We start from the raw sequence: 23281 nt of genomic DNA, 5'->3' as shown, positions 1-23281 counted from the left end.
CGCACCAGCTTCGATATACCGGTCATGGATGGCCGCGTACGGTCTTGGCGGGCCATAGGCGCTCTTCGTCCGCGATCTGCCACTCCCTCAAACTGGTCACCGGCAACCTGAACCCGGTCACGGCCTTCCTACGTCGCAGGATCAGCGTGCGCGACGATCTCATGTTCGCGAGCAGGCTCCTCACCGTCTTCACCATTCCGACGGCGAACCCTCATCGCAGCTGGAGACCGTCGATGAGCCACCGGCCGTCCTGATGGACCAGGGTGAGCTCGACGCGGTTGCGATCGACCCGGGCCTGCGGGCTGTTGGTGTTGGTGATCGTCTGGTCGACGAACAGCACCGCGACCACCCGGTCCGCGGTCGCGTTCACGATCCCGCTCTGCAGCACGGTGCTCTTGGAGACCGCTTTGTACTGCAGGAGCAGGGGTTTGATGCCGTTCGTGGTCTCCTGGTACTGCTGGGCGAAGGCCGCGGTCGAGTTCCCGGCGACCGTTTCGAAGTTCTCGTCGAGTTTGCCGAAGTCGTAGCTGGTCAGGTCGACGGCGTACTTCCCGGCGGCGGCGGAAGCCTCGTCCCGCGCGGTGTCCAGCAGTTCCTGGCGATACCACTGCCAGCCGGCGAACCCGGCCGCTCCGGCCAGCAGCACCACCACGGCCGCGGCGGCGATCCGGCGCGGAGCCCTCTTCGCCGGCATGTCCTCCTTTTCCGGCGAAGGGACTTCGGCCGCCGCGGGCTCGCTCTCTTCCTTCTCCGGCGGGGGTTTCCGCGGCATCGGTGACGGCTTGACGTCGTCACCTTTCTTGGCGGGCGGCGGATGCCCCGCCACTCGTCGCGTGACGGAGGTGACTTGCGTGTTCTTCATCAGCGCGCTCCTTGCAGATAGAGGGACGACCAGGACGTACGGCCGGTGGACGAGTCCGGCGCGCCGGGCGGCGGCACCGCCGGGGCACCCGTGCCGGTACCCGGTCTCGGTGCGTTCGCCGCCCCGCGCACTCCGGAGTCGCCGCGCTGACCACCCGGGCAGTGGAAATCGAGCCCCGGCTCCCGCGGCGTGGTGTCGGTGGGGGTGCGGCGATCCACCGGGTAGTAGCAGATCCCGCCCTGCGCCAGCACCAGGGTGAACGCGGCGTACCCGTTCCTCGCGGAACTCGCGAGGTCTCCGAGCCCCTTCGGACCAGCGGTGAACAGGGCACGCAGGGCCGGGATCCGGTCCGCGGTCACCTCGAGCGGGGACACCAGGTTGGCCAGCAGCGCGCTGATCTGCGGCTGGTTCACCCGCAGCAACGGCACCAGCTGTTCGGCCAGCCCGGGCGCCTGCTCCAGCAGCGGAGTCGCCTTCGGCACCAGGCCGCGCAGTTCCCCGGTCAGCCGGTTGAGCGAACTGACCACCTTGGGCAGCCGTGCCGAGGTGCCTTCGCCGAGGAAGTCCTTGGCATCGGTGAGCAAAACGTCGACGGTGGGCCGCATCGCTTTGAGCTGCGCGACGATCTCACCGCCGTCGTCGAGGATGTCCCGTAGGTGCCCGCTGGTCCCGTCGAAGCCGATCGCCAGGTCGTCGGCGATCGAGGAGACCTTGCCGAGGTCGACACTGTCGGCGAGCCGCATCAGGTTCACCAGCAGGGTCTGCAGGGGGAGCACCGTCTTCGTCTGTTCCGAGTGGATGGTCGCGCCGTCGGTCAGATAAGGCGCCTTGTCCGCGGCCGGGCGCAGATCCAGATGTTTGAGCGCGACCGCGGTGTCCTGTGCGACGACGGCCCGGGTGTCGGCGGGGACCCGCAGCCTGCCGTCGAAACTGATCGCGATGTCCACGCCGGACCCGTCCGTGCGCAACCGGACGGCGTCGACGTCTCCGGCCCGCACCCCGTGATAGGTCACCGAAGCGCCGGGGGAGAGACCGCCGGCGTCGGGCATCTGGACGGTCACGTGCGTGGCGTCCCGGAATTCGGCCGGGCCGACCGCGGTCACGCCGAGGTAGACCGAGCAGCCGACGCCGATCACCAGGAACAGGGCGAGCTGCACCAAGGGCAGCCCGCCGCCGCGACGGATCCTCATCGCGTTCCTCCCATCAGTGGCGCTCCGGCGTCACCAGGCAGGGGAGAACCCGGCGGGGACGCGGGGCCGCCCAGGAACGAGGTGAACAGTGACGAGAGCGACGCGGGAACGTTCACGGTGAGATCGATGTCGAGGTAGTCGCCCGGGATCGACTTGTCCAGTACTCCGCCGACCGTCTTCAGCGCGCCCAGCGTCCGGCCGAGGTCGCCGGCGAAACCGTTGAACGCGTCGAGGATCGGCCCGAGATCGCTTGCCATCCGGGTGAGCGAGTCCTTGGTGCGGCCCAGGGTGTCCCCCGCGACGTTCGCGAGCGGCGGGACGCTCGCCAGCATCGCGTTCAAGGCTCCCTGCTGGTCGCGCAGCATCCGGACGGCGGGGGTGATCCGGGTGAACGCGGTGTCCAGCAGCGCCTTGTTGTCGGCGGTGGTCTTGCTCAGCTTGCCGAGTGACTCCAGGGTGCGCTTGAAGTCGGTGGTTCTTGCGTCCAAAGTGGACAGAATGCCGTCGACGCGGGACAGCAGGTCGCGGATCTTGTCCTCGCGTCCGGACAGCATGGTGTTCAGCTCGGTGATGATCGTCCTCGCCTGCTCGAACCCGCTGTTGTCGAGCACGGTGCCGAGCAGGGCGAGCGTGTTCTCGACGTCCGGGCCACGCGCGGTGTCGGCGACGGGGATCACGGCGCCGGGCGGCAGCGTTTCCCCTCCCGCCCGCGCCGGGGGCAGGAGGTCGACGTACTGGTCGCCGAGCGCCGTGCTCAGCTTCAGCTCGGCGCGGGTGCCTTTCGGCAGCTTGACGTCTTCGCGGAGTTCGAGCGTCACGTGCGCCTGGAAGTTCTCCGAGCGCGCCGAGATCACCTTCCCGACCGCGGTGGGGCCGAGCTTGACCTCACCGCCCGCCGGGAGGCCGGACACTTCGGTGAAGACGGCGGTGATGCGATAGGACGGTCCGTCCACGCCGGTGACGGAGTCGAGGTTCTGGAGACTCACCCCGCAGCCACCGAGCAGCCCCGCGGTGACGACCAGACCGAGTACCTTTCCGTGCGCTCGCATCACTTTCCTCCCGTCGGAGGCACGGACACCGGGAATCCGAGCGGGTCGTTCACCGAGGGCGGGAACCGGACCGGGTTGACCAGCCCCGCTCCCGAGCACAGTGGGATCGGGAACGATTCGCACAGTTTCCGCCCGGCCGCGAACTGCGAAAGGTTCGTGGACACGTCCAGCCGGACGCGCAGCCGGTCGTCCCCCGTAACCGCCTTGCTGAGGTTCTGCGCGCCGAGCGGCAGGGTGTCGAGGATTTCGGCGATCTGCGGGCCACGGGCCGCGAGGTCGCCGACAACGGCGTTGAGCTGGGGCAACGTGGTGGTCAGGGAGGCGCCGCTGTCCTTCACCAGCTGGGCGACGTCGGTGAGGACGACGGACAGGTTCGACATCGTGGCCGCGATGGTGTCCTGCTGCTCGCCGAACTCGGCCGCGGCCAGGTTCACCGAATTCGTCACCGAGTCGACCGTGTCCTTGTTCTTCGCCAGCGCGCCCACCAGTGTTTTCAGTGTCTCCAGGAAGGTGGCGACGTCCGGCAGCTCCCCGGCGACGAGCCCGCTCGCCTGCGCCACATGGGTGATCGCTTCCTTGAACGCGGGACCGTTGCCGTGCAACAGCTTCGCCGCCGAGTCCAGCAGTTCGCCGAGCGGTGCGGTGGTCTTGCCCGGTTCGGGGCCGAAGGTGGTGAGCAAGGTGTTCAGCGACGCCATCAGGCTGTCCCACTTCACCGGGGAGTGAGCGCGGCCGACCGGGATCACCCCGCCTTCGGGAAGGGCGGGACCGGACTTGTAGGCCGGGGTCAGCTCGACGTACTGATCGCTGATCACCGCGGGCGACATCACCCAGGCCTGCGCGTCGGCGGGCACCTTGACGCCCTCGGGGAGCGACAGGCTGACCCGGACCTTGCCACCGAGCGGCTCCACCGCGGTGACCTCGCCGAGTGGCACGCCGAGCACCCCGACCTTGCTGCCCGGGTAGATGCCTTCCGCCTGCGGGAACTCCGCGACGACGGTGTACGCCGGGGCCGGGCGCAGGACGAGGAAGGCGCCGGCCACGAACAGGGTCGCGACGATGAGCAGGGACAGCACCCGGGCGGCCGCGGTCATTTGCATCCCTTCACGACGCCGAAGAGGCAGAGCAGATCGTCCGGCACCGGGCCCGCCGGGCCGACGACGTCGAGCCAGGGGCCGTTGCCCGACGCGTTGGCGAGGTAGCGTCCGGTCGGCGCCAGCAGATCCAGCGTCCGGCCGAGCTGTTCCTTGTTGTCGGTGAGCGTCTTCGCCACCGTCTGCAGCCTGTCGAGCAGGGGCCGGACCATCGGCCGGTTCGTGTCCAAAAAGGACCGGACCTGGGTGCTCAGGGTGCCGAGGTCGGTGATGAGTTTCTCCAGGGTGGCCTTGCGCTCGACGAGTGCCGTGGCGATCAGGTCGGTGTCGCCGAGCAACGCGACCAGGCTGTCCTGTTGGCTCACCAGGGTGCTCGTCACCGACTGGGCGCCCGCCAGGAGGCTTTTGAGCTGCTCGCTGTACTTGTCGAACACGCTGGTCGCCGCGCCGACACCCCGCAGAGCCTGCGCGGCGAGATTCGCGTCGGGAGCGTTGGCCCGCAGGGTCGAAATCATCTGCTTGAGCGCGCCGAGGTCGAGTTCCTCGGTGGTCTTGGCCGCCGAGCGGCCGAGGTCGTCCAGGGAGAACGGGACCGAGGTGCGCGCGAGCGGGATCGTGCCACCGGCGGGGATCCGGCCGCCGCCACGGGGCTGGACGTCGAGATACCGCTTCCCGAGGATGGTCTGGAGTTTGACCCCGGCCGTGGTCTCCGTCCCCAGCGTCTGGTCGTGGTCGAGGCGCAGACCGATCCGCACCCGGTCGACGGCGAGGTCGACGGTGCGCACGCGCCCGGACGGCACCCCGGCGATGAACACCTGGTCGTCCGGCCGGAGTCCGGCGGCGTTGGCCAGCTCGACCGCGTAATCGGTGGTGCGCTGGTAGAACACCGCTTGCGGCAGTCCGATGGCGAAGCCGACCAGACCGAGCAGGACGAGCATGCCCGCCCCGGCGAGTTTGACCGGATCGCGGTCGCGATAGGGCCGCCTCATCGGCACACCGCCGAATGCGGGCCGTTCCCGATGTCGATCCGCGGCCCGCCGATCCCGATGCCGAGATTGCAGAAGTAGATGTTGACCCAGCCGCCGTAGCCGAGGATGGTGTCGACCTTGCCCAGCACCTTGGGCAGGTCATGGAGGGCTCCCACGAGCGGCTCCCGGTTCGCGTCGAGTTTCCCGGACAGTTCGAACAGCGACCTGAGATCGCGGTCGATCGCGGGTTGGGTCTGCCGCACGACGTCGGCTACGGTCCCCGCCAGCCGGGCGCCGCTGTCGAGCGCTTCGGTGATGAGGCCGCGGTTGTCCGCCAGCCCACCGGCCAGCGCGCCGAGTCCGGCGATGAGGTCCTTGAAGTCCTGGCCGTGGGCGATCGTGCTTTCCAGCACGGGCTGGAGATCCGCCAGCACCCGCCCGATCACCTCGTCCTGCCCGGCGAAGGTGTCGGTCAGGGAAACGATCCTGGTCAGCAGCGCGTTGATGGTCGGACCCTCGCCCTGGAACACGGCGATGATCTCCTTGGCGAGCTGATTGACGTCGGCGGGGGCGAGGACGTCGAAGATCGGTTTGAAACCGTTGAACAGTTTTGTGAGGTCGAGGGCGGGGGTGGTCCGTTCGAGGGGGATAGTGGCGCCCTCGGCGAGTCGTTCGCCGCGTGCGGGGCCCGGGTTCAGCGCGACATACCGCGCGCCGAGAAGATCGGCGTAGCGCACCGCGGCGCCGGTACCGATGGGCAGTTCCTGGTCCGTGGTCACTTCGAAGGAGACCAGGGCCTTGCCTTCGCGCAGCTTCACCGCGTCGACCTTGCCGACGCGGACACCGGCGATCCGGACGTCGCTGCCGGGTTTGACGCCGAGCGCGTCGGTGAAGACCGCCGAGAACCCGGCCGTGGGTGTCCCGAAAGGACGGTGCAGGGTGTTGGCCACCAGCGCCGTGCAGAGCAGGCAGACCGTGCCGAACACGCCCAGTTTCGTCAGTGTCGGCAGTAAACCGCGCAGAGCCCTCATGGCACCGGCACCTCGGCGCCGCGCAGGATCGGCCCCGCGAGCACTCCCAGGATCCCGGTCCGTGTTCCCGGGTCCGGGCGGAGCCGTCCAGCCAGCCTGTCCGCGAACCGGGTGAGCGACTTCGCTTCGACGTCACTGCCGACGGGACCGGACGCGCCGCCGAAGATCGGCGGGACGACGACCGCACGCGGTTCTTCCCGCGGCCGTTCCGGTGCGGGGCCGCAGTTGGGGCCGGTCAGTTCGCCGTAACGCGGGCAGTCGGCCGAGGTGTACGGACGGGTCCCGTCCAAGGTCACGTCGAGGTCCACCGGGAGGGTGCGGCCGTCGCCGACCACTCCGGCGATGTTGGTCATCAGCCTGCCGAAACTCCCGTAGAGCTCGGTGATCCCCTTCGCGTTGTCCGCCAGGGCGCCGGTGACCTCGCCGCCCTTGTCGACCAGCCTGATGACGCGATCGGCGTTGTCGCCGAGCAGTTGCCGTCCCTGCCCCATCAGTTCGAGTCCTCCGGTGAGCAGCGCCTGGATGTTCCCCTTCTGCCGGACGAGGTCCTGCGAAAGGACGATCGCGTTTTCGAGCGCCTGGATCCCTTCCGGCGCGACCTCACCGAGTTGTTCGCTGAGGTCGGAGACGAACCCGAGGGTGTCGCCGAAGGTGGCGAGCAGGGCGGGCGCGTCCGCGGTGAGTTCGTGAGCCTGGTCGATCAGTTCGCCGAGTTCGGCGCCACGGCCCGAAAGCGCCTCGCTCACCGCTGTCAGCGCCGTGTTGATCTTCGCGGGCTGGACGGCCTGCAGGACCGAGAACAGCCGCTTGAAGGCGGTGTACAGCTCGACTGTCTCGCCGGAAGTGTCGGCGGGAATGGGTTCGTCGGTGCTCAACCGCCCGGCACCGGGCCGGTCCGGTGGCACGAGGTCGATGTACTGGTCGCCGAACAGCGTGCGCGGCAGGATCCTGGTCCGCACCCCGGCCGGGATGTTCTCGAGCTGGTCGGGGAACATCCGGAGGGTCAGCCGGGTGCCCTGCCGATCACTGCGTACCTCCTCGACGGTGCCGACCACCGCGCCCCGGTACTCCACTGTGGACCGTTCCAGCACGCCGACGCTCTGGCCGGGGATGTCCGAGGTCACCGCCGGGTCGGCACTGAGCGCACCCGCGCCGTACGCGATCACGAGCACGATCACCACCACGCCGACGACCAGACCGGTGACCCCGCGCCACGCGAGCGCGGCGAGGCCGGGTTCCCCGCGCCGCCTCATCGGCCCGCTCCGGTACCGGGAAGGGTGGGGTAGACACCCCAGAAGGCGAACGACACCAGGATGTCGGCGATCATGATCAGCACGATGCTGGTCCGCAGCGCGCGTCCGGCCGCGATGCCCACGCCCTCGGGCCCGCCACGCGCGGTGTAGCCGTAGTAGCAGTGGATCATGGTCACGATCATCGCCAGCACCAAGGCTTTCAGCAGGGACAGCAGGATGTCCTGGGGTGGCAGCACGAGATGGAAGTAGTAGTCGTAATTCCCGCCGGACTGGCCGTTCGCGTTCACCACGATCAGCCTGGTGGCCACGTAGGAGGCGAACAGGCCGACCAGGTACAGCGGGATGACCGCGACGAACGCGGCGATCATCCTGGTGGCCACCAGGAACCGCAGCGAGCGGATCGACATCGCGTCCAGCGCGTCGATCTCCTCGGCGATCCGCATCGCGCCCAGTTGCGCGGTGAAGCCGGTGCCCACCTTCGCGGCGAGGGCGATCCCGGCCACGACGGGCGCCAGTTCGCGGGTGTTCACCAGGCCCGACATCGCCCCGGCCAACGGGGAGAGGCCGACGAGGTCGAGGCCGCGGAATCCTTCGAAACCGATCTGCGATCCGGTCACGAAGCTCATCGCGAAGACCACGCCGACGCTGCCACCGCCGGCCAGCAGCGTGGCCGAACCGAAGCTGATCTCCGCCACCAGGCGGACGATGTGACGCCAATGCCGGGCCGCCGCGGCGGGCAGTTCCAGCAGCACCCGCAGAGCGAAGGTGAATTGCGCGCCCGCTTCGGCGATACCGGCTAGCCCACGGTGCGCCCACGGCGCCAGCTTCCGGCCGAGCGCACCGGCGAACGGGACGGCCATCAGAAACCCCCGTCCGGGGGAGAGACCAAGGCATAGAGCTCGCCGATTCCGACGTTGGCCAGGAACACCAGCAGGAACGCGAGTACCACCGCTTCGTTCACCGCGTTGCCCACCCCGGCGGGCCCGCCTTTCACGGTGATCCCCTTGAAACAGGCGACGCCGGCGGCGAGCAGCGCGAACACGGCGGACTTGAGCTGGGAGACCAGGAAGTCCGACAGGTGCGCGAAATCGGTCAGCGTGGTCAGGAAGCTTCCCGCGCTCACGTTCAGGACGGTGACCTGGAACAGGAAACTCGCGGTGATCCCCACCGCCATCACCAGGCTGTCGAGCAGCATCGTGATCACCACCGCGGCGGCGATGCGCGGGACCACCAGCCGTTCGAGCACCGGCAGGCCCATCACTTCGAGCGCGTCGGTCTCCTCGCGGATGGTGCGGGCGCCCAGATCGGCGCACATCGCCGAGCCGCCGACCCCGGCGATCATCAGCGCGCAGACCAGCGGCGCCGCCTGGCCGACGATCAGCAGCCCGACCACGGCGCCGCTGTAGTTCTGCGCGCCGATCTGCGCGGTCAGGGATCCCACCTGCGCGGCCACCACCACGCCGAACGGGATCATCACCAGGATCGAGGGCAGCGCGGTGACCCCGGCCAGGAACCACATCTGGTGCACGGTTTCGCGGACGTTGAACCGGCGCCGGATCACCGCCGACCAGCTCGCGGCGAGGGTGTCGGCGGCGAAACCGAACAGCACCCCGATCTCGGCCACCGAGCCGGAGCGCCACCGTGCCGGAGCGGTCATGCGGGCCCCCTTGCCTGCGTCCGGCTACCTACCTGTCGGTAAGAAACGAGTGAACGTAACGCAGGTTACGCAACACGCGTTACGGAAGCTAGGATGAATTTCGTGGCACGCCAGATCAGGGATCCCGAAAGCCGTCGTCGTGTCATCGCCGCCGCGTGGCGGCTCGTGGCCGGGCAAGGGGTGCACGCGACGACCATGCGGGCCATCGCCACCGAGGCCGGGGTCACCACCGGGTCGGTGACCCACTACTTCGAGGACAAGGCCGAGGTCATGGCGTCGGTGCTCCGGTACAACAACAAGCTCGCCGCGAACAGGGTGCTCGAAGCCGCCGCGGGCAAGAGTGGGCTGAAAGTCATCGACAGTTACGCGAAGGCGATGCTGCCGCTGGACGAGGAGCGGCTGAAGTCGTGGACGGTCTGGCTCGCGTTCTGGGGACAGCACGACGCGCACCGGCTCGTCACCCGTGAAGGTGCCGCCGCCGGTTACGGCGCGATGAGCGGATGGCTGGTCCAGGCGTTCGCGGACGCGGTGGCCGCCGGAGAGCTGCCGGACACCGTCGATCCCCGGTACGAAAGCGACCGGATGCAGGTGCTGATCGGCGGACTCGGGCTGATGGCCGGCGGTGCTCCGCAGCTGCTCGGGGACGTCCGGCGGCGGTCGCGGAAGATGCTGGCCGAGCACCTCGCCACGCTCGCCGCGAAGTCCTGACCGGCCCCTTTTTCGCGAAGATCGTTCTCCCGCAAGGGCTTGCCCAATTACTTCGGCTGTGTATATTCACTTGCTACAGCCCTGTATATTCACTGGGCACCGAGCTCGGGAGGCGTCGATGGCGGCCAGGCGAAAGAGCGATGTGGCCAGGAAAAGCGATCCGGCCGCGGTTCAGCCCCACCAGGACTACGGGTTCTTCGGGCCGGACTCGGTGGCGTGGAAGGTGTGGAGCTACCCGACGTCGCTGACGGTGGGTTTCCAGCGCGCCGTCACCGTCGAGGAACTGGATCCCGCGCTGGTCGCGGCGGTCGACGAGACCCGCGCGATCCGCAACCGGCCGCGCACCCGGTACGACCGCACTCTCCGGTACTTCGCGATGGTCGTGTTCGCCGGTTCGCACGATCTCATGAAGGCCGCCGACATCCTGGTCAAGGTGCATTCCAAAGGGATCGGGATCGAGCCCCTTTCCGGCGAGCCCTACGACGCCAACGACCCGAAGTCGCAACTGTGGATCCACCTGACCGCTTGGCATTCCATCCTCTACGCCTACGAAAAGTACGGCCCCGGCAAGCTCGATGAGGCGGAGGAGAAGCAATACTGGCGGGAATGCGCGGTCGCCGCGGAGTTCCAAACCTGCAGCGTCGACGCGATCCCGCGCGGGCGCGCCGGAATCCAGGCCTATTTCGAGACCATGCGGCCGAAACTGGTCGGATCCGAGGTCGCCCGGTCCACAATGGACCACCTGCTGCACGCCGAGGTCATGTTCCCGCCGGTCCCCGCCGTCTTCCGGCCGATCGCGCTGATCGTCGCGCGGGTGCTGCGGATCGGTACGATCGCGACCATGCCCCACTGGATGCGGGAGATGTCCGGCCTGCGCCAAGGCCGCCTGCTCGACGCGCTGGTCACCCCGGTGCTGAAGATCGCCTTCCGGATCCCGCAACTCAACCGGCGGCTGAAACTGGCTCTGCTCAAGCGGCTCTCGCCCGCGACCGTGTCCGTGGTGGCGCCGGTGATCCTCGAGATCCCGCCGTTGAATCCGGTCACGCTCACCCCGGCCGAGGCGCGGGAGAAGTACGGCTACCCGAAGCCCGCGGACGCGCATCTGGAATGGCGCGCCAAGCAGCACGAGAAGGTGTTCGGCGGGAAGGGAAAGCCGAGCGACGCGGGACTCCTCGAATCCGAACCGATCCTCGGCTCGCTGACATGAGCGGACGGCGGCCGTACACCGCGCGGATGCCCGTCGAGCAGCGAAGGACACAGCTGCTCGACGCGGCTTTGCGGATCATCGCCGACGAGGGGTACCGCGCCGTGTCGATCGATCGCGTCGCGCGGGAGCTGGATGTCACGAGGCCTGTCGTCTACAACGTGTTCGACGGGCTCGACGCGTTGCTGAAGGCTTTGCTGGAACGGCAGGAACAGCGGGTGGTGCAGCAGCTGCTGACCACGATCTCGACCGAGGTCGACCTGCTCGACCCGGCCGCGTACCTGAGGCGGACGATCACCGCGCTGGCCACGATGGTCACCGCCGATCCGCTCACCTGGAAGCCGATCTTCCTGATCTCGGTCGAGGCGCCGGAAATCGTGCGAAAGCGGATCGATCGCAACCGGGACGTCGTCCGCGAGCGGATCCAGACGATCGTGGAGATGTCCGTCGCCGGGCGGAAACCCAAGCCGGACGTCGATCCCGCGGTGATCGCGCATTCCCTCATCGCGATCGGCGAGTACTTCGGACGGTTGCTGCTCACCGACCCGGGCGCGGTCGACGTCGAACGGCTGGCGTCCACGGTCACGGCCCTGTTCGAGCCGGTGAACCGTTCGGCGCACGCCTGAGCGTCGCCTTGTGCGGGATCCGAAAAACAGGACCGTAGTAGGGATTCTGTCCAATCAAGTCGTCATGAGGACCGGCCGATGACAGTGGGGAGGGCGCCCCGAGGAGCCGGGGTGGTGGGTAGCGAACGGGGGTGTCGCCGACGGCGCGTGTGAGCGCGCCGCGCGGCCGGCGGATTCAGCAGGGGATCCGCCGGCCGTCGTCGTGCCGTGAGGGGTGAGACCCGGCCGATCGCTTTCGCAACCTCGGCACCGCAGGACGTGAAGGCCTCCTTCACTACTTTCAGGGTAGGGAAGGAGGCCTTCACGGACCCGCGACCAGCCGAAGTCGGTGTTGCCAGCGACCGCTCGCGCCACCCCGGAGAATCGTCCGAGATCGCTCCGCGCTCCTGGGATTCACGACAGCACTGTCCGTTGCGGGTTCAGTACGTGAAGGTCGCGCATCGCAAGTGCTCGTCTCCGACCCATTCCAGTACCGACCGGGTCAAGCCTGGCGGTGCGCACACGTGGAATCGCCGCCGCCCGGCGGTGCCCGCGGACCGGACGTCGGACGGCTCGATCCGTCGTGTGTGGACGCGCGCGCCGAGCTTGCGCAGTTCCGCGATCTCCGGCTCCTGCCCGGCGCGAAATCGCGCCGGACGTCGCACTCGCCCGCACCCACGGCGATCCGGACAACTCGTGACGAACGGCGGCTGGGCCTTTCTCAGGCGCTCGTGATCGGTGCGGCGTCGAGCGCGGCGGCCTGGTCCGGATATACCGAGAAGAGGTCGAGCAGCCCCATGAGTTCGAGCGGTCGCCGTACGATCCGGGAGCCGGGGATCAGCAGCAGTCGCGCGCCGGCCGCCGGTATCCGGGTGTTGAGGGCGACCAGTTCGGTGATCCCCGCCGAGGCGAGGAACGTGAGGCCGGAGAGGTCCACCACCACCGCGGTGGTGGTGGGTCCCGGTTCGGCTGACACCGCGTTCTCGAAGAGTGGGGCGGTCGCCATGTCGAGGTCTCCGGCGGCGGTCACGACCACTCGTCCGTCGCCCAGCCGGGTGACGCTCACCTGGAGCGCGTCCCGCTGATCGCCGGGCAAGCGGCTCGCCGCGCGATCCTGGTCTTCCGTGCCCATGTCGCCTTCCTTCGCGGGCTTGTTCACCAGGACGCTTTCGTGCGTTGCCTGAGAACGATTTCGAGATCGGCGGGACCGGTCGGTGTCCGCAGGGAAGGCCGACGAAGTCGTCCAGTGACCTCGTCGCCCTCGCGCAGGGCTGTGATGAAGCGTGAGACGCGGTCCGCCGGGGGAGCGATGGTGTCTCCGCCGAGGTACCGGATGACGACGAGTTCTCCATCGGAGTGGTTCTCGATCGCGGCTGCCCAGCCGTGGGTTTCGTTCCACACCAGGGCGGTGTCGCATCCGGGGTGGGCGCGGAACTCCTCGTCGAGGGCAACGTAGGCGGTCACGGGGGTGTCGTGGTCGACTGTGCACGACTCCAGGCCGACGCCCAGGGCATCCGTGACTTCGGCGAGGTAGCCCCACACGGCATCGAGCGACAGATGAGGGTGACGGCTCGGCAAGGCGAACATGGCGGTCAACGCGGGTCCCTGGGGTCTCGGAGCCTCCCGAGGTGGGGCCGGTACTCGCCCCGCCCCACCTCGGATGTGCTGTCAGGCCTGGATTTCCCTGCGGTCGGTCTCGGTGCCGGTGACTTCGATACGCCGGGGTTTGGCCTTCTCGGCGATCGGGATGCGCAAGGTCAGCACGCCGGCCGTGTAGTCGGCCCGGATGCGTTCGGTGTCGAGCGCGTCCCCGAGGAACAGCTGGCGGGAGAACACGCCGAGCGGACGTTCGGTGACCTGCATCTGGACGTCGCCGCCGGTGGCCGGGCGTCGTTCCGCTTTGACGGTGAGGACGTTGCGTTCGATGTCGAGTTCGATCGCGTCGGGGGCGACCCCGGGAAGATCGAAGCAGGCCACGAACTCGTCGCCGTCGCGGTAGGCGTCCATCGGCATCGCGGCGGGTTTGGACCAGGTTCCCTGGCTCGCCGCGCCGAACATCTGCTGGGCCAGCCGGTCCAGCTCGCGGAACGGGTCGGTGCGCATCAACATCGATTCCACCTCCTGGGTTCGTTGTCTGGTGTCAACACGCCCCACTGTTCTAGCATGTCATCGAAACGATGACAACACTGAAGTCGTCGAGAGGATGACTATGACCGAGGACGATCTCGCCCATCGGGTCCAGGCCCTGCACGACGTGGTCGTGGCCGCCCGTTCGGATGCCGTGGATTCGGCGGTGCTGCTGGCCGCGCTGTCTTCCTTGCGCATGGCACGTGAGGAGCTTTCGGCCTGGGAGCCGGAGCTGATCGCGGCGGCTCGTTCCGGTGGCGCCAGTTGGACCGCGCTCGCGCCCGCGTTGGGGGTGGCGAGTCGTCAGGCGGCGGAGCGGCGGTTTCTGCGCCTGCGGCCGTCGGCGACAGGCGAGCACACCGGCGAAGCGCGCGTCGACGCGGAACGCGACCGGCGTGCCGGCGACCGTGCGGTCACCGACTGGGCGCGGCGCAACTCGGCGGTCCTGCGCCGGCTCGCCGGGCAAGCGGAGGGGCTGGACGGTCTGACCAAAGAGGGGCGGCGCAGCGCGGACAGGCTCAGTACGGCCCTCGGTGAGGACGACGCGGCCGACCTCCTGGCGCCGTTGGCCGATTTCCGCACCCACTTGACCGGGAAGCACGCCGGCTTCGCCGACCGTCTCGGTGCCATCGGCGACCATGCCGGGCAGGTCAGGCAAGAGGCGCTGGAAAGCCGACGGCAACGCGACAACTGAAGGCTCCTCTCGCGGAGTGCGGAAGGGGCCTTCGGCGTCAGCTCTTGGACTTCTTGGTGGCCTTCTGTTTCACGGCTTTGGCCTTGCCCTTGACTGTGCCCACCGCGTCCTGGACCGGCGCGTAGGTGCCGTAGAGGGCTGGGTCGGGCTTGGGCGCGGTACCAGGTCCGCCGAGCGCTTCGGGATCCATCAGGTAGTCGATGCCGTCTTCGCCGGAGCTCCAGCCGCCCTTGGCCCCGTCCGGCCCGTCGGACAGATGCCAGACGGTGTTGTTGTGCTCTTGGTTCTCCTCGTCGAACAACGCCGTCGGCGCGATGCACGGTGTCGCGGGCGAGGTTGGCGCGGAAATCGGTCGTTATTCGGGCACCGCGTTCGACGTCCGGCGCGTCCGCTGGATGGTGAAGATCGCGACGACGAGGGCCGTGAGCGAGGTCAGCGCGTGAAGGACGTTGTCCGCCCAGTTCAGATTGACCGCGTCTCCGGCCGACGTCGTGGCCGCGGAGAGGACGCCGAAGCCGGTGAGCCCGGCGAAAGCCACGAATACGAACCAGGTGTAGAGGGAGATCAGGGCCGGCCTCAGCACCGCGACGAGCCCGATCACCCCCGTCGCGGTGCGCAGGAGGTCCAGTATGCCGGTCGCGCTGAAGATCCAGACCGTGTTCTCTCCGGTCTGGTTGTTCTCCGGCATGAAGAAGAAGCCGAGGACACCGATGGCGAGGTGGACGAGCGCCAGAACCAGCACCGTCACGCGGAGAGAAGACAGTGTCATCGATTTGCCCATCGGAGAACCTCCGTCTCGTGGGAATTCATTTCTTGGTGTCGAAAATCCGGGTGAGGCTGTCCTCGGTGTCCTTGCCGATCTTTTCGAACACGAGCTTGGCGATGGGGGAGGCGAGTTTCGCCGCGCCATGGAATTCGATGGTGGCGTGGTAGGTGAGCTCAGCCGTCCCGTTTTCGCCGGTGGTGACCGTGATGTCGTCAGTGGAGGTCGCGGTGTCGTTCTTGCCGACGAAGACGACCCGGCCGGGTTCGAGGCGGGTGAGCTCGTAGGTCAGCTCGGTCTTCATCCCGGCGATCTCGGACACGTTGCGCCACCGGGTACCGACGGCGACCGGGCCGGGGCTGGTCTGTTCGCAGGTCACCGTGCCCGGATCCCATTCGACGGCGCGGGAGAAGTCGCGCAGGTAATCGACGACGACCTGCGGGGTGGCATCGACGGTGAAATTCCGGGTGACTTCGACCATGGAGGTCCTCCTGGGCTGGATATCGGTTTGTCGCGGATACCCGGTCAGGGAGCTCTCACACTTCAGGTGTCACGGCCAAGTCATGGACGTCGCCATCATCCGAATGATGACGGCATCTAGACGATGCGGCGGGTCCTGTAGCGAACGAGCGGGTCCGAACGACTGCATGCGGAGAATCCTGGAGGTTCGATGCGGTCTGGTCCTGCTTGTCTCACGCCTGACGAACTCAGCGCCGCGGAGCTGGAGTTGGTCGAGTGCTCGATGACGGGAAACCGGTGGGAGGCGGCCAACGCGACCTTTGGCCCTGTCCGGAAGGACGAGCCTTCGCGGGAGAACCACATCCGGGCGCAAGTCCTCTACCAGTTGCTGTCCGGACACGGTGAACTGAGTGTCGGCGAAGACGGTGAAGTGAAGTCCGTCCGGGCCGTTCGCCTGTACGGGGCGACGATTCCCGACCATCTCGATCTTCGCGGTGTCGTCATGCGGTGCCCCTTGGAGTTGGTTTCGTGCAGATTCACCTACGCGCAGGGGCCGGTTCTGTTCCGGGACGCGAGTGCGCCCTACGTCAGGCTCAACAGCAGCGTGTTCAGGGGGGGCATAGACGCGCATAACCTCACTGTCGACGGCGATTTCGAGTGTGGTTACGTCAAATCCGACAAGACCGTCAACCTGCTGCGGTCACGGATCCGCGGCGCGGTGAGCTTCCGCGGGGCCGAACTGGGTGCGCTGGGCCTGCAAAGCCTGAGTCTGGAGGACGCGGAAGTCGGTGGATCCGTGTTCTGCGACGCGGGCTTCCGTTCGTACGGGTCCGTGACGATGTTCGGAGTCCGGGTCAATCGCTCCCTGGAGTTCAGCGGTGGGAAGTTCGTCAACCCGGGTGCCACCTGCCTGTCGTTGGACCGTGCCACGATCAAAGGGGCGGTTTTCGCCCGTTCCGGTTTCTCTTCGGAGGGACAGGTCAGTTTGCATGGCGCGATCGTGGACGGGGTCGTCTATTTCGACGGTGCCCGCCTCGAATGTCAGGGTGGGACCGCGCTCAACCTCAGTAGCGCCGACATAGGCGACCTGCGGTGCGGAGCGGGGTTCGAGGCGAACGGGATGGTCGACCTGTCGCAGGTGGAAGTGGCGAACACGGTGAACTTCGACGGCGGACGGGTTTACTCTCCCGGACTCAGATCCGTCAACGCCGACGGGGCGAACATCGGCGGTTCGGCCTTCTTCAGATCCGATTTCAGATCGGATGGTGAGCTCCGGTTGCTGGGAGCGACCGTCGGCAAGCAGTTGAATTTCGACGCGGGCGAGTTCGTCAACCCCGGGCAGCACGCCATCGCGGCGGATCACCTGCGGGTCGGTGGTTCTCTGTATTTCCGGGACGGTGCGCGCGCCGACGGCACGCTGCGCTTCGCCGGTGTCGCCGTCGAAGGTCAGTTCGGCTTGAACGGGGCGACAGTCGAGTCGGACGCTCTTGACGCCGTCTCTCTGCGCAGTGCTTCGATCAAGGGTGACGGGGTGCTGCTCCCGGCCGCGCTGGTGGGCAACGTCGACCTTCGCGGGGCTTCGTTCGGCAGGATTTGGGACAACGAGCGGTTCCGGGCTTCCCGGGTCCTCCAAGACGGCCTGAAGTACGAGTCGCTGCATCCGGAACCGCCCGCCGTGACGGTGCAGGAGCGCTTGCGGATGATCTCCGGGGATCCCGAGGGCTACGCGGCGCAACCGTACAGTCAGCTCGCGAGGACGTACCGGGACAAGGGGTACGCGGAATCGGCAAGGAAGGTGTTGGTCGAAGCGCAGAAAGTGCGCCTGAGCCAGGCTTCCGGGTGGCGAGGCGTGCTGTCTTTCGTGTGGAGCGCTTTCTTCGGGTCCGTCACGGGGTACGGCTACCGGCCGTGGCTCGCCGCGGGGTGGAGTTTCCTGGTCCTCGTGGTGGGCACCGTGTCCGTGGACCTGCTCAGCCGCAGATCGCCCTACTTCTTCGAAAAGACCACTGGCGCACCGGATTTCCATCCGATCTTGTACGTGATCGACACGATGATCCCGTTCATCGATTTCGGCTACGGCAAATGGGTCGCGCACGGCGTCGCGCAATTCCTGGCGAGCGGGCTGGTGATCGTGGGCTGGGTCGTCGCGACCATGCTGGTGGTCGCGTTCACCGCCGTGCTCAGGCGCGGCGAGTAGCGCCGGTCAGTCCCTGTCCAGTCCGAGGGCGTCGGCGAGGCTGAGCAGGCAGTCTTCGAAGACGGGTTCCAGATCGGTGTAGGCGAAGTCGAGCTGATGCAGGACTTCCATGCACAGCAAGCCGTACAGCCGGGTCCAGCAGGTCAGGAAGACGTGCGCGGCCTCGGGCGGGAGACGTCCTTCGATGGTGGCGGAGTAGGCGATCAGCTGTTTGCGGAGCGCCGGGGGAAGTTCGGACGGATCGGGTACCGGGAAGGGCTTGCTCCGCCAGAGTTCGGTGGTCAGCTCGAGCAGGACGTTCTCGAACCGTTGTCCTGCCTCGTGCCGGGGTGAGCTCTGCTGCCTGTCGGGCGGGGCGATCGGGCTCGCGAAGATCCAGCCGAATTCGGCCGGATGCGTGATCGCCCAGGTCCGCAGGGCCCGGCACACCTCGAGGATGCGATCGCCGACCGGGGCGGCGGCGTGGGTGTCGCGCGCCTGTTCCAGGACGGTGGTCAGCTCGCGGAAGAAGTCGGCGGTCACGGCGCCGACGAGTTCTTCGTGGCCCGCGTAGTAGTGGTAGAGCGCGGGGCCGCTCATGCCCACCTTCCTGGCGACCGCGTTGATGGTCACCGCCGCCGATCCCTGCTCGACCAGCAGCGCGCGCACGGCCGCGTGGATCTCCTTCAGCGCGTCCTGACGCCTTCTTTCCTGCCTGCTGCCCGGACCGGCGGCCATGGTCACCTCTTCTCGTCGCCCTGTTGACATCCTAGAGTACCTATGTTTCCTTAATGGCTCTAAGCTAGCCTAGAGTCATTAAGGAGAAAATCGATGAAGGTGACCATCGTGGGAGGCGGCATCGGCGGGCTGGCCACAGCCGTCGCGTTCCACCAGCGGGGCTGGGAGGTCGAGGTGCTCGAGCGCGCGCCCGAGTTCACCGAGATCGGCGCGGGACTGTCGATCCAGCCCAACGCCCTGCGCGCGCTGGACGCGCTCGGCCTCGGTGACCGTCTTCGCGACGGTGGACTGGCCGACCCTGTCGCGGGTGTCCGGCTCGCGGACGGGCGATGGCTGGTCCGCAACGACGTCGCCGATCTGAAGCGCCGGTTCGGCCAGTGGGCGACCGTGCACCGCGCCGACCTGATCGACCTGCTCGTCGAGGCCCTCCCCGAGCGGGCGCTCCGGCCCGGCAACGACGTGCGCGAGGTGCGGCCCGACGGGACCGTCGTGCACAGCGGTGGCGAAAGCACGGCGGACCTCGTCGTGGGCGCCGACGGGGTGCACAGCGCGACCCGGCGTTCCCTCTGGCCCGGCGCACCCGGACCGCGGTACGTCGGGTACACCACCTGGCGCTTCATCGTCCCGCCGATTCCCGCCGGCGAAAGCGTCGAAACCTGGGGCCGTGGCGAACGGTTCGGGCATTTGCCGATGCCCGACGGCCGCGTCTACTGCTACGTGATGGCCAACGCCCCCGTCCGTTCGAGCACCGGGCTGGACGGCCTGCGCGAACGGTTCGCGCGCTGGCACGACCCCATCCCCGCGCTGATGTCGGCGGCGCGGGAGGACACGGTGTCGCAGCACGACGTCCACCACTTGCCGGAGTTGCCCACCTACGTGTCCGGCAGCGTCGCGCTCCTCGGCGACGCCGCGCACGCCATGACCCCCAACCTGGGACAGGGTGCGTGCCAAGCGCTCGAAGACGCCGTCGTGCTCGCCGCCGTCGTCGACAAGCTGGGCGTGCCCGCGGGACTGGAAGAGTACGACCGTTCCCGCAGGCCCCGGACCCAGATGATCGCGCGCCGCTCCCGTCAGGTCGGGGCTCCCGCGCACTGGACCTCCCCGCCGATGATCGCCCTGCGCGACGCGATGCTTCCCCGGCTGCCCAAGGCTTTCTTCGAGCGATCGATCACCCCCGCCTACACCTGGACGATCTGACGAGCCCGAAAGGCTTCCCTCAATGGCCCTGTCACGAACACTGATCATCGGCGTCGGAGTGATCACGACGGTCAGCGCGGTCCTCGCCGATCTGGTCGTTCCCGAACTGGCGGCACAGCACGCGTTCAACCCGGGCTGGCCGCCCCACGCCAAATTCCACGACGCCCAGTACATGGTGATGACCGTGTTGCTGGGCCTGCTCGGACTCACGCTCGCGCTCCGGCGGGCCGGCAACCTGGTGCACGCGGCCGGCGTTCTCGCCGTCCCCTGGCTCGGGATGATCGGCGCGCTCTCATTCCCGGGCACCGCGACCTACGATCCGGAATTCGCCGACCGGACCCTCTTCGTTCTCGGCTTGCACGGTCAGGTCCTCATGGCGATCGTCCTGATTCTCGTCCTGCTCGCCGCGGTGGTGGCGACACCGCGGCCGCCTTCGGATTCCGGCGCCCGGCCGTGAAAAGCGCGCGATCGGCCGCGGAATGGGCCGAGACTGTTTCTGCCGCCGCCGGAAATGCCGGTACCAGCGTCGATTCGATGGCATTAGCCGAAATGGAGCCGGTGACTGCTCCTTTTACTTCGGAGTGGCGCGCATCCGGTATTTCCGGCGCACGCTGGTCCCCTTGCTGAGGTCGGCGCCGTAGACGTGCAAAGTGATCGCGACGGTGTCGCCGGTGTTGTGCACCTGGTGGATGTCGTCGGGGGGAGCGACACCGCTGACCGAGCCCGCCGGGCGTTGCCGCTGGGCTGTCCGGACCAGTCGATCGCCGTCGATGTCGAAGACGTTCTCCGTCTCGGTTCCTTGGAGGACAAGGAATGTGCACCATACGAGATGGTCGTGGATCTCGGTGAGCTGGCCGGGCCGCCAGACCAGCGCGGCGATCGAGAAGGCGGATTCGGCGTGCAGCGTGGTGCGGGTGTACCCGTCGGCGGCGCCCTCCCGTTCCACCGGGGTGAGGAGGTTCGGGGTCGGGCGGAGTTCGGTGAGAACGGAGGCCACCGTCAGCGCGGTCGCGTGGGGTTCGAAAGTTCGCCTGGTGCACTCGCGAAGGCGTTTTATCAGCTCCGCGAGTCCGGGTCTGGCGGAGACGGCCGGGGTGGTGGACGCGGTGGTCATTCTTGCTCTCCTTCCGGTTGCTTCTCATCGTGGTCCGCGTTTCGCCCGGCGTCCAATGCCGACGTTCTTTCGTTTGTATAGGTACTCTTCATGTATGCTGAACCTGGTCCAACTCACGGTGCTGGACGCTGTCGCACGGCATGGTTCGATGACCGCCGCGGCGAAGGAACTGCATTACACCCAACCGGCGGTGAGCCACCAGCTCGCGAGGCTGGAAGCCGAGACGGGCGCGAAGTTGATCCAGCGCATCGGCCGCGGCATCCGGCTCACTCCCGAAGGAAAATTGCTCGCCGCCCGCGCGGCCGAGATCGTCGTCCGGGTCGAGGGCGCGGAGGCCGAATTGGCCGCGCAGGTGGGTTTGCGGGCCGGGCGGGTCCGGATGGCGGGGTTCCAGTCGATCCTGAGCACGATCGTTCCCGAGGCGGCCGCCGCGCTGGCCCGCGCCCATCCCGGGATCGAGCTGGGACTGGTCGACGAGGATCCCGTCGAAGCGTTGCGCATGCTGCGGGAGGGGCAGATCGACGTCGCGCTGATCTTCCGGTACGCCGACACCCCGCGCGAGGACCAGGGGCTCCGGTTGGTGCATCTCCTCGAGGACCCGATCTATCTGATCACCAGCGAACCGGGGCAGACCATCGCCGATCACCGCGACTCGAGCTGGATCGGCGGATGTGATCGCTGCCGGCACGAGCTGGTCACGATCTGCGGGCGAGCCGGGTTCACCCCGCGTATTTCCCTGCTGAGCGACGACATCGTCGTCATGCAGTCGCTGGTCGCCGCTCGGATGGGCGTCACCACGCTGCCCAGGCTGGCGCTGCGCGCTCACCGGCTTCCCGGTATCCACACCACCGAACTGGCCGAGGATCCGCGCCAGATCTACGCCGTCACCTATGGCGAGCCGCCGGATCCGCCCGCCGCCACCGCGCTCATCCGCGCGCTGCAGGCCAGTGTCCACGCGGGTTGAGGGCACGCTCGACGGAAGCTCCGACAGCCAACAGTTTCCGGTCTCCGCCGACGGGCCCGTCGAGCGCCAGCCCGGCGGGCAGGCCACTGTGGCCGCGGCCCATCGGGACGGTCAACCCGGGGACGCCCGCGATGCTGCCGGGCTGGCAGTTGCGGATGAAGGTCGGGAAAGTGGGGACCACGCGCCCGCGGTGGACGAAGTTCGCGACGGCGGAGAAGTCCTGGGCGATCGCCGGTGTCGTGGGGAACACGAGGGCGTCGATGCCGCTTTCGCCGAAGATCGCCGCATAGGCGCGGCGCAGGGCCGAGCGGGTGACGAGGGCCGCCTCGTAGACGGCCGGATCGACGCCCGGTAGGACCGATTCGGCGAAGATCGCCCGGACGTCAGCGGCGGCGACGGCTTCGACGAGCTGCTCGAACGAGACCTCGGGCACGTACTCGCCGAGGTAGGACCGGAGCCCGACGCCTGCTTCGTGGATCACCAGCGGCATTCCCTGATCGGCGCTGAGCTCGGCGAGCAGGGTGTCGTCGATCGGCACCAGGGTGGCCCCTTCCGCGCGCAGACGGGTCACCGCGGACGCCCACAGTTCTTCGACTTCGTCGTCCAGGTCGCCGGTCAAGAAGCCGTGCGGCACACCCAGCCGGAGCGCCGAGAGCTCGCTCAGGGGTTTCGGTTCCTCCGCCGCGAGCACCGCGTCGAGGAGCGCGAGATCGGCGACCGTGCGAGCGATCGGCCCGGCGGTGTCCCGGGTGCTGCTCAACGGTGTCATGCCGTCGGACGGGTAGCGGCCCGTCGTGGGCCGGAAGCCGCAGACTCCGTTGAGCGCGGCGGGAACGCGGACCGAGCCTCCGGTGTCGGTGCCCAGACCGGCCGGGACGACACCCGCCGCGACGGCGACCGCGGTCCCGCCACTGCTGCCCCCGGCGAAACGGAGCGGGTCACAGGCGTTGCGGACCGGGCCCAGCGGAGTCGTGTCGCAGGTGATGCCGAACGCGAGTTCGTGCATGGTCGCCTTGCCGATGACGGTGGCCCCCGCCTCGACCAGGCGCCGGACCACGGTCGCGTGCTCGCGCGGAACGTGGTCCGCGAGCGCCGGGGTGCCCGCGGTGTTCGGCATGCCCGCGACGTGGATGTTGTCCTTGATCACCAACGGAACCCCGGCCAGCGGGCCCGTCGGCGCCGGGGCGCCGTCGGAGCGCGCGAGGTGGCTGATGGCGTGGAGATCCCGGACTTCTTCCGCCCGCGCGAGGCTTTCCGCGGCACTCCAAGGTCCCCTCATGACGGCCAGCTTAGGGGGCTGAAGGGAGCTTTCCCCGCATGTCATGCGACGAAAGCTCCCTTCACCGCGTGAGACGCGGGGAAAGTTCCCTTCAGCCCACGGCCGGGAAGGTGACAAGGCTCACAGTTAATGATAAAGACTATCATTTT

At 68.2% G+C, this 23281-nt stretch carries 26 protein-coding genes and 1 pseudogene; 8 read left to right on the top strand and 19 right to left on the bottom strand.

What is annotated here, in order from left to right; translation table 11 throughout:
- Nucleotides 1-211 precede the first annotated feature (211 nt).
- The 9 genes from HDA45_RS10895 to HDA45_RS10855 are packed head-to-tail and all read right to left on the bottom strand — an operon-like array spanning nt 212 to nt 9104.
- On the bottom strand, nt 212-862 hold the full coding sequence (locus tag HDA45_RS10895; RefSeq protein WP_184894311.1) for a hypothetical protein: 651 nt from the start codon (nt 860-862) through the stop codon (nt 212-214).
- The gene (locus tag HDA45_RS10890; protein ID WP_184894309.1) at nt 862-2052 is read right to left on the bottom strand and encodes an MlaD family protein; all 1191 of its coding nucleotides are present in this window, start codon (nt 2050-2052) and stop codon (nt 862-864) included. The genes HDA45_RS10895 and HDA45_RS10890 overlap by 1 nt, the downstream gene beginning before the upstream one ends.
- On the bottom strand, nt 2049-3101 hold the full coding sequence (locus HDA45_RS10885; RefSeq protein WP_184894307.1) for an MCE family protein: 1053 nt from the start codon (nt 3099-3101) through the stop codon (nt 2049-2051). Before HDA45_RS10885 ends, HDA45_RS10890 begins: the two co-directional genes overlap by 4 nt.
- Nucleotides 3101-4195 (bottom strand): MCE family protein, encoded by a 1095-nt coding sequence (locus HDA45_RS10880; protein WP_184894305.1) that lies wholly within the window; start codon nt 4193-4195, stop codon nt 3101-3103. The genes HDA45_RS10885 and HDA45_RS10880 overlap by 1 nt, the downstream gene beginning before the upstream one ends.
- A complete protein-coding gene (locus HDA45_RS10875) occupies nt 4192-5184 on the bottom strand; it encodes an MCE family protein (protein WP_184894303.1) in 993 nt (330 codons plus the stop codon). The genes HDA45_RS10880 and HDA45_RS10875 overlap by 4 nt, the downstream gene beginning before the upstream one ends.
- Complete coding sequence (locus tag HDA45_RS10870; RefSeq protein ID WP_184894301.1) at nt 5181-6194, bottom strand: MCE family protein; 1014 nt, start codon at nt 6192-6194, stop codon at nt 5181-5183. The genes HDA45_RS10875 and HDA45_RS10870 overlap by 4 nt, the downstream gene beginning before the upstream one ends.
- Nucleotides 6191-7447, bottom strand: coding sequence for an MCE family protein (locus tag HDA45_RS10865; protein WP_184894300.1), 1257 nt, complete (start codon nt 7445-7447; stop codon nt 6191-6193). Before HDA45_RS10865 ends, HDA45_RS10870 begins: the two co-directional genes overlap by 4 nt.
- Nucleotides 7444-8307 carry an MlaE family ABC transporter permease gene (locus tag HDA45_RS10860; protein ID WP_184894297.1) on the bottom strand — a complete coding sequence of 288 codons (864 nt, stop codon included), beginning with the start codon at nt 8305-8307 and terminating at the stop codon, nt 7444-7446. The genes HDA45_RS10865 and HDA45_RS10860 overlap by 4 nt, the downstream gene beginning before the upstream one ends.
- Nucleotides 8307-9104, bottom strand: a complete 798-nt coding sequence (locus HDA45_RS10855) for an MlaE family ABC transporter permease (protein WP_184894296.1) — start codon at nt 9102-9104, stop codon at nt 8307-8309. The genes HDA45_RS10860 and HDA45_RS10855 overlap by 1 nt, the downstream gene beginning before the upstream one ends.
- A gap of 102 nt (nt 9105-9206) precedes the next feature.
- Here HDA45_RS10855 and HDA45_RS10850 point away from each other — a divergent pair, with 102 nt between their 5' ends.
- The 3 genes from HDA45_RS10850 to HDA45_RS10840 all read left to right on the top strand — a co-directional run bounded on the left by HDA45_RS10850 (nt 9207) and on the right by HDA45_RS10840 (nt 11642).
- The gene (locus HDA45_RS10850; protein WP_184894294.1) at nt 9207-9812 is read left to right on the top strand and encodes a TetR family transcriptional regulator; all 606 of its coding nucleotides are present in this window, start codon (nt 9207-9209) and stop codon (nt 9810-9812) included.
- 118 nt (nt 9813-9930) lie between these two features.
- Nucleotides 9931-11019 carry an oxygenase MpaB family protein gene (locus tag HDA45_RS10845; RefSeq protein ID WP_184894291.1) on the top strand — a complete coding sequence of 363 codons (1089 nt, stop codon included), beginning with the start codon at nt 9931-9933 and terminating at the stop codon, nt 11017-11019.
- Nucleotides 11016-11642, top strand: coding sequence for a TetR/AcrR family transcriptional regulator (locus HDA45_RS10840; protein ID WP_184894289.1), 627 nt, complete (start codon nt 11016-11018; stop codon nt 11640-11642). Before HDA45_RS10845 ends, HDA45_RS10840 begins: the two co-directional genes overlap by 4 nt.
- A 419-nt stretch (nt 11643-12061) precedes the next feature.
- Here HDA45_RS10840 and HDA45_RS10835 read toward each other — a convergent pair whose 3' ends face one another.
- The 4 genes from HDA45_RS10835 to HDA45_RS10820 all read right to left on the bottom strand — a co-directional run bounded on the left by HDA45_RS10835 (nt 12062) and on the right by HDA45_RS10820 (nt 13730).
- Complete coding sequence (locus tag HDA45_RS10835; protein ID WP_184894287.1) at nt 12062-12286, bottom strand: hypothetical protein; 225 nt, start codon at nt 12284-12286, stop codon at nt 12062-12064.
- A gap of 56 nt (nt 12287-12342) precedes the next feature.
- Nucleotides 12343-12753 (bottom strand): STAS domain-containing protein, encoded by a 411-nt coding sequence (locus HDA45_RS10830; RefSeq protein WP_184894285.1) that lies wholly within the window; start codon nt 12751-12753, stop codon nt 12343-12345.
- 23 nt (nt 12754-12776) lie between these two features.
- The gene (locus tag HDA45_RS10825) at nt 12777-13208 is read right to left on the bottom strand and encodes a DUF6292 family protein (protein WP_221471822.1); all 432 of its coding nucleotides are present in this window, start codon (nt 13206-13208) and stop codon (nt 12777-12779) included.
- Between the two features lie 81 nt (nt 13209-13289).
- Nucleotides 13290-13730: an Hsp20/alpha crystallin family protein gene (locus HDA45_RS10820; protein WP_184894283.1), complete on the bottom strand. Its 441-nt coding sequence runs from the start codon at nt 13728-13730 to the stop codon at nt 13290-13292.
- 100 nt (nt 13731-13830) lie between these two features.
- On the opposite strand from HDA45_RS10820, the gene HDA45_RS10815 reads away from it, so the two are divergent.
- Nucleotides 13831-14442, top strand: a complete 612-nt coding sequence (locus HDA45_RS10815; protein WP_184894281.1) for an HSP18 transcriptional regulator — start codon at nt 13831-13833, stop codon at nt 14440-14442.
- 37 nt (nt 14443-14479) lie between these two features.
- Here HDA45_RS10815 and HDA45_RS10810 read toward each other — a convergent pair.
- The 3 genes and pseudogenes from HDA45_RS10810 to HDA45_RS10800 all read right to left on the bottom strand — a co-directional run.
- A pseudogene (locus tag HDA45_RS10810) lies at nt 14480-14758 on the bottom strand (manganese catalase); the annotation flags it as partial.
- A gap of 39 nt (nt 14759-14797) precedes the next feature.
- Entirely contained in the window at nt 14798-15223 is a 426-nt protein-coding gene (locus tag HDA45_RS10805; RefSeq protein WP_184894279.1) for a DUF4383 domain-containing protein, read from the bottom strand.
- A 25-nt stretch (nt 15224-15248) separates the two neighbouring features.
- The gene (locus tag HDA45_RS10800) at nt 15249-15686 is read right to left on the bottom strand and encodes an SRPBCC family protein (RefSeq protein ID WP_184894277.1); all 438 of its coding nucleotides are present in this window, start codon (nt 15684-15686) and stop codon (nt 15249-15251) included.
- Nucleotides 15687-15875: 189 nt separating this feature from the next.
- Between HDA45_RS10800 and HDA45_RS10795 the strand changes: the two genes are divergently transcribed.
- Nucleotides 15876-17861 carry a hypothetical protein gene (locus HDA45_RS10795; protein WP_184894275.1) on the top strand — a complete coding sequence of 662 codons (1986 nt, stop codon included), beginning with the start codon at nt 15876-15878 and terminating at the stop codon, nt 17859-17861.
- A 6-nt stretch (nt 17862-17867) separates the two neighbouring features.
- On the opposite strand, the gene HDA45_RS10790 is transcribed toward HDA45_RS10795, so the two are convergent.
- On the bottom strand, nt 17868-18578 hold the full coding sequence (locus tag HDA45_RS10790; RefSeq protein WP_184894273.1) for a TetR/AcrR family transcriptional regulator: 711 nt from the start codon (nt 18576-18578) through the stop codon (nt 17868-17870).
- A 93-nt stretch (nt 18579-18671) separates the two neighbouring features.
- Between HDA45_RS10790 and HDA45_RS10785 the strand changes: the two genes are divergently transcribed.
- Nucleotides 18672-19775 carry an FAD-dependent monooxygenase gene (locus HDA45_RS10785; protein ID WP_184894271.1) on the top strand — a complete coding sequence of 368 codons (1104 nt, stop codon included), beginning with the start codon at nt 18672-18674 and terminating at the stop codon, nt 19773-19775.
- A 22-nt stretch (nt 19776-19797) separates the two neighbouring features.
- Complete coding sequence (locus HDA45_RS10780; RefSeq protein ID WP_184894269.1) at nt 19798-20232, top strand: DUF6640 family protein; 435 nt, start codon at nt 19798-19800, stop codon at nt 20230-20232.
- A gap of 114 nt (nt 20233-20346) precedes the next feature.
- Here the strand turns inward: HDA45_RS10780 and HDA45_RS10775 are convergent, their stop codons facing one another.
- Nucleotides 20347-20889 carry a cysteine dioxygenase family protein gene (locus HDA45_RS10775; RefSeq protein WP_184894267.1) on the bottom strand — a complete coding sequence of 181 codons (543 nt, stop codon included), beginning with the start codon at nt 20887-20889 and terminating at the stop codon, nt 20347-20349.
- Nucleotides 20890-20983: 94 nt separating this feature from the next.
- Here HDA45_RS10775 and HDA45_RS10770 point away from each other — a divergent pair, with 94 nt between their 5' ends.
- The gene (locus HDA45_RS10770; RefSeq protein WP_184894265.1) at nt 20984-21853 is read left to right on the top strand and encodes a LysR family transcriptional regulator; all 870 of its coding nucleotides are present in this window, start codon (nt 20984-20986) and stop codon (nt 21851-21853) included.
- Here the strand turns inward: HDA45_RS10770 and HDA45_RS10765 are convergent.
- Nucleotides 21816-23132, bottom strand: coding sequence for an amidase family protein (locus tag HDA45_RS10765; protein WP_184894263.1), 1317 nt, complete (start codon nt 23130-23132; stop codon nt 21816-21818). The genes HDA45_RS10770 and HDA45_RS10765 overlap by 38 nt on opposite strands.
- Nucleotides 23133-23281: the final 149 nt, after the last annotated feature.

It is taken from the genome of Amycolatopsis umgeniensis (assembly GCF_014205155.1).
GTDB classification, from domain to species: Bacteria; Actinomycetota; Actinomycetes; order Mycobacteriales; family Pseudonocardiaceae; genus Amycolatopsis; species Amycolatopsis umgeniensis.
The sequence above is the reverse complement of the archived record's forward strand: the minus strand, read 5'-3'. Positions and strand labels throughout refer to the sequence as shown.

Coding starts and splice junctions, on each gene's coding strand:
- HDA45_RS10795 (WP_184894275.1), top strand. CDS start 15,876: ATGCGGTCTGGTCCTGCTTGTCTCACGCCTGACGAACTCAGCGCCGCG.
- HDA45_RS10895 (WP_184894311.1), bottom strand. CDS start 862: ATGAAGAACACGCAAGTCACCTCCGTCACGCGACGAGTGGCGGGGCAT.
- HDA45_RS10870 (WP_184894301.1), bottom strand. CDS start 6,194: ATGAGGGCTCTGCGCGGTTTACTGCCGACACTGACGAAACTGGGCGTG.
- HDA45_RS10890 (WP_184894309.1), bottom strand. CDS start 2,052: ATGAGGATCCGTCGCGGCGGCGGGCTGCCCTTGGTGCAGCTCGCCCTG.
- HDA45_RS10790 (WP_184894273.1), bottom strand. CDS start 18,578: ATGGCCGCCGGTCCGGGCAGCAGGCAGGAAAGAAGGCGTCAGGACGCG.
- HDA45_RS10855 (WP_184894296.1), bottom strand. CDS start 9,104: ATGACCGCTCCGGCACGGTGGCGCTCCGGCTCGGTGGCCGAGATCGGG.
- HDA45_RS10765 (WP_184894263.1), bottom strand. CDS start 23,132: ATGAGGGGACCTTGGAGTGCCGCGGAAAGCCTCGCGCGGGCGGAAGAA.
- HDA45_RS10800 (WP_184894277.1), bottom strand. CDS start 15,686: ATGGTCGAAGTCACCCGGAATTTCACCGTCGATGCCACCCCGCAGGTC.
- HDA45_RS10840 (WP_184894289.1), top strand. CDS start 11,016: ATGAGCGGACGGCGGCCGTACACCGCGCGGATGCCCGTCGAGCAGCGA.
- HDA45_RS10885 (WP_184894307.1), bottom strand. CDS start 3,101: ATGCGAGCGCACGGAAAGGTACTCGGTCTGGTCGTCACCGCGGGGCTG.
- HDA45_RS10865 (WP_184894300.1), bottom strand. CDS start 7,447: ATGAGGCGGCGCGGGGAACCCGGCCTCGCCGCGCTCGCGTGGCGCGGG.
- HDA45_RS10775 (WP_184894267.1), bottom strand. CDS start 20,889: ATGACCACCGCGTCCACCACCCCGGCCGTCTCCGCCAGACCCGGACTC.
- HDA45_RS10805 (WP_184894279.1), bottom strand. CDS start 15,223: ATGGGCAAATCGATGACACTGTCTTCTCTCCGCGTGACGGTGCTGGTT.
- HDA45_RS10770 (WP_184894265.1), top strand. CDS start 20,984: ATGCTGAACCTGGTCCAACTCACGGTGCTGGACGCTGTCGCACGGCAT.
- HDA45_RS10815 (WP_184894281.1), top strand. CDS start 13,831: ATGACCGAGGACGATCTCGCCCATCGGGTCCAGGCCCTGCACGACGTG.
- HDA45_RS10860 (WP_184894297.1), bottom strand. CDS start 8,307: ATGGCCGTCCCGTTCGCCGGTGCGCTCGGCCGGAAGCTGGCGCCGTGG.
- HDA45_RS10830 (WP_184894285.1), bottom strand. CDS start 12,753: ATGGGCACGGAAGACCAGGATCGCGCGGCGAGCCGCTTGCCCGGCGAT.
- HDA45_RS10875 (WP_184894303.1), bottom strand. CDS start 5,184: ATGAGGCGGCCCTATCGCGACCGCGATCCGGTCAAACTCGCCGGGGCG.
- HDA45_RS10780 (WP_184894269.1), top strand. CDS start 19,798: ATGGCCCTGTCACGAACACTGATCATCGGCGTCGGAGTGATCACGACG.
- HDA45_RS10880 (WP_184894305.1), bottom strand. CDS start 4,195: ATGACCGCGGCCGCCCGGGTGCTGTCCCTGCTCATCGTCGCGACCCTG.
- HDA45_RS10820 (WP_184894283.1), bottom strand. CDS start 13,730: ATGTTGATGCGCACCGACCCGTTCCGCGAGCTGGACCGGCTGGCCCAG.
- HDA45_RS10825 (WP_221471822.1), bottom strand. CDS start 13,208: ATGTTCGCCTTGCCGAGCCGTCACCCTCATCTGTCGCTCGATGCCGTG.
- HDA45_RS10785 (WP_184894271.1), top strand. CDS start 18,672: ATGAAGGTGACCATCGTGGGAGGCGGCATCGGCGGGCTGGCCACAGCC.
- HDA45_RS10845 (WP_184894291.1), top strand. CDS start 9,931: ATGGCGGCCAGGCGAAAGAGCGATGTGGCCAGGAAAAGCGATCCGGCC.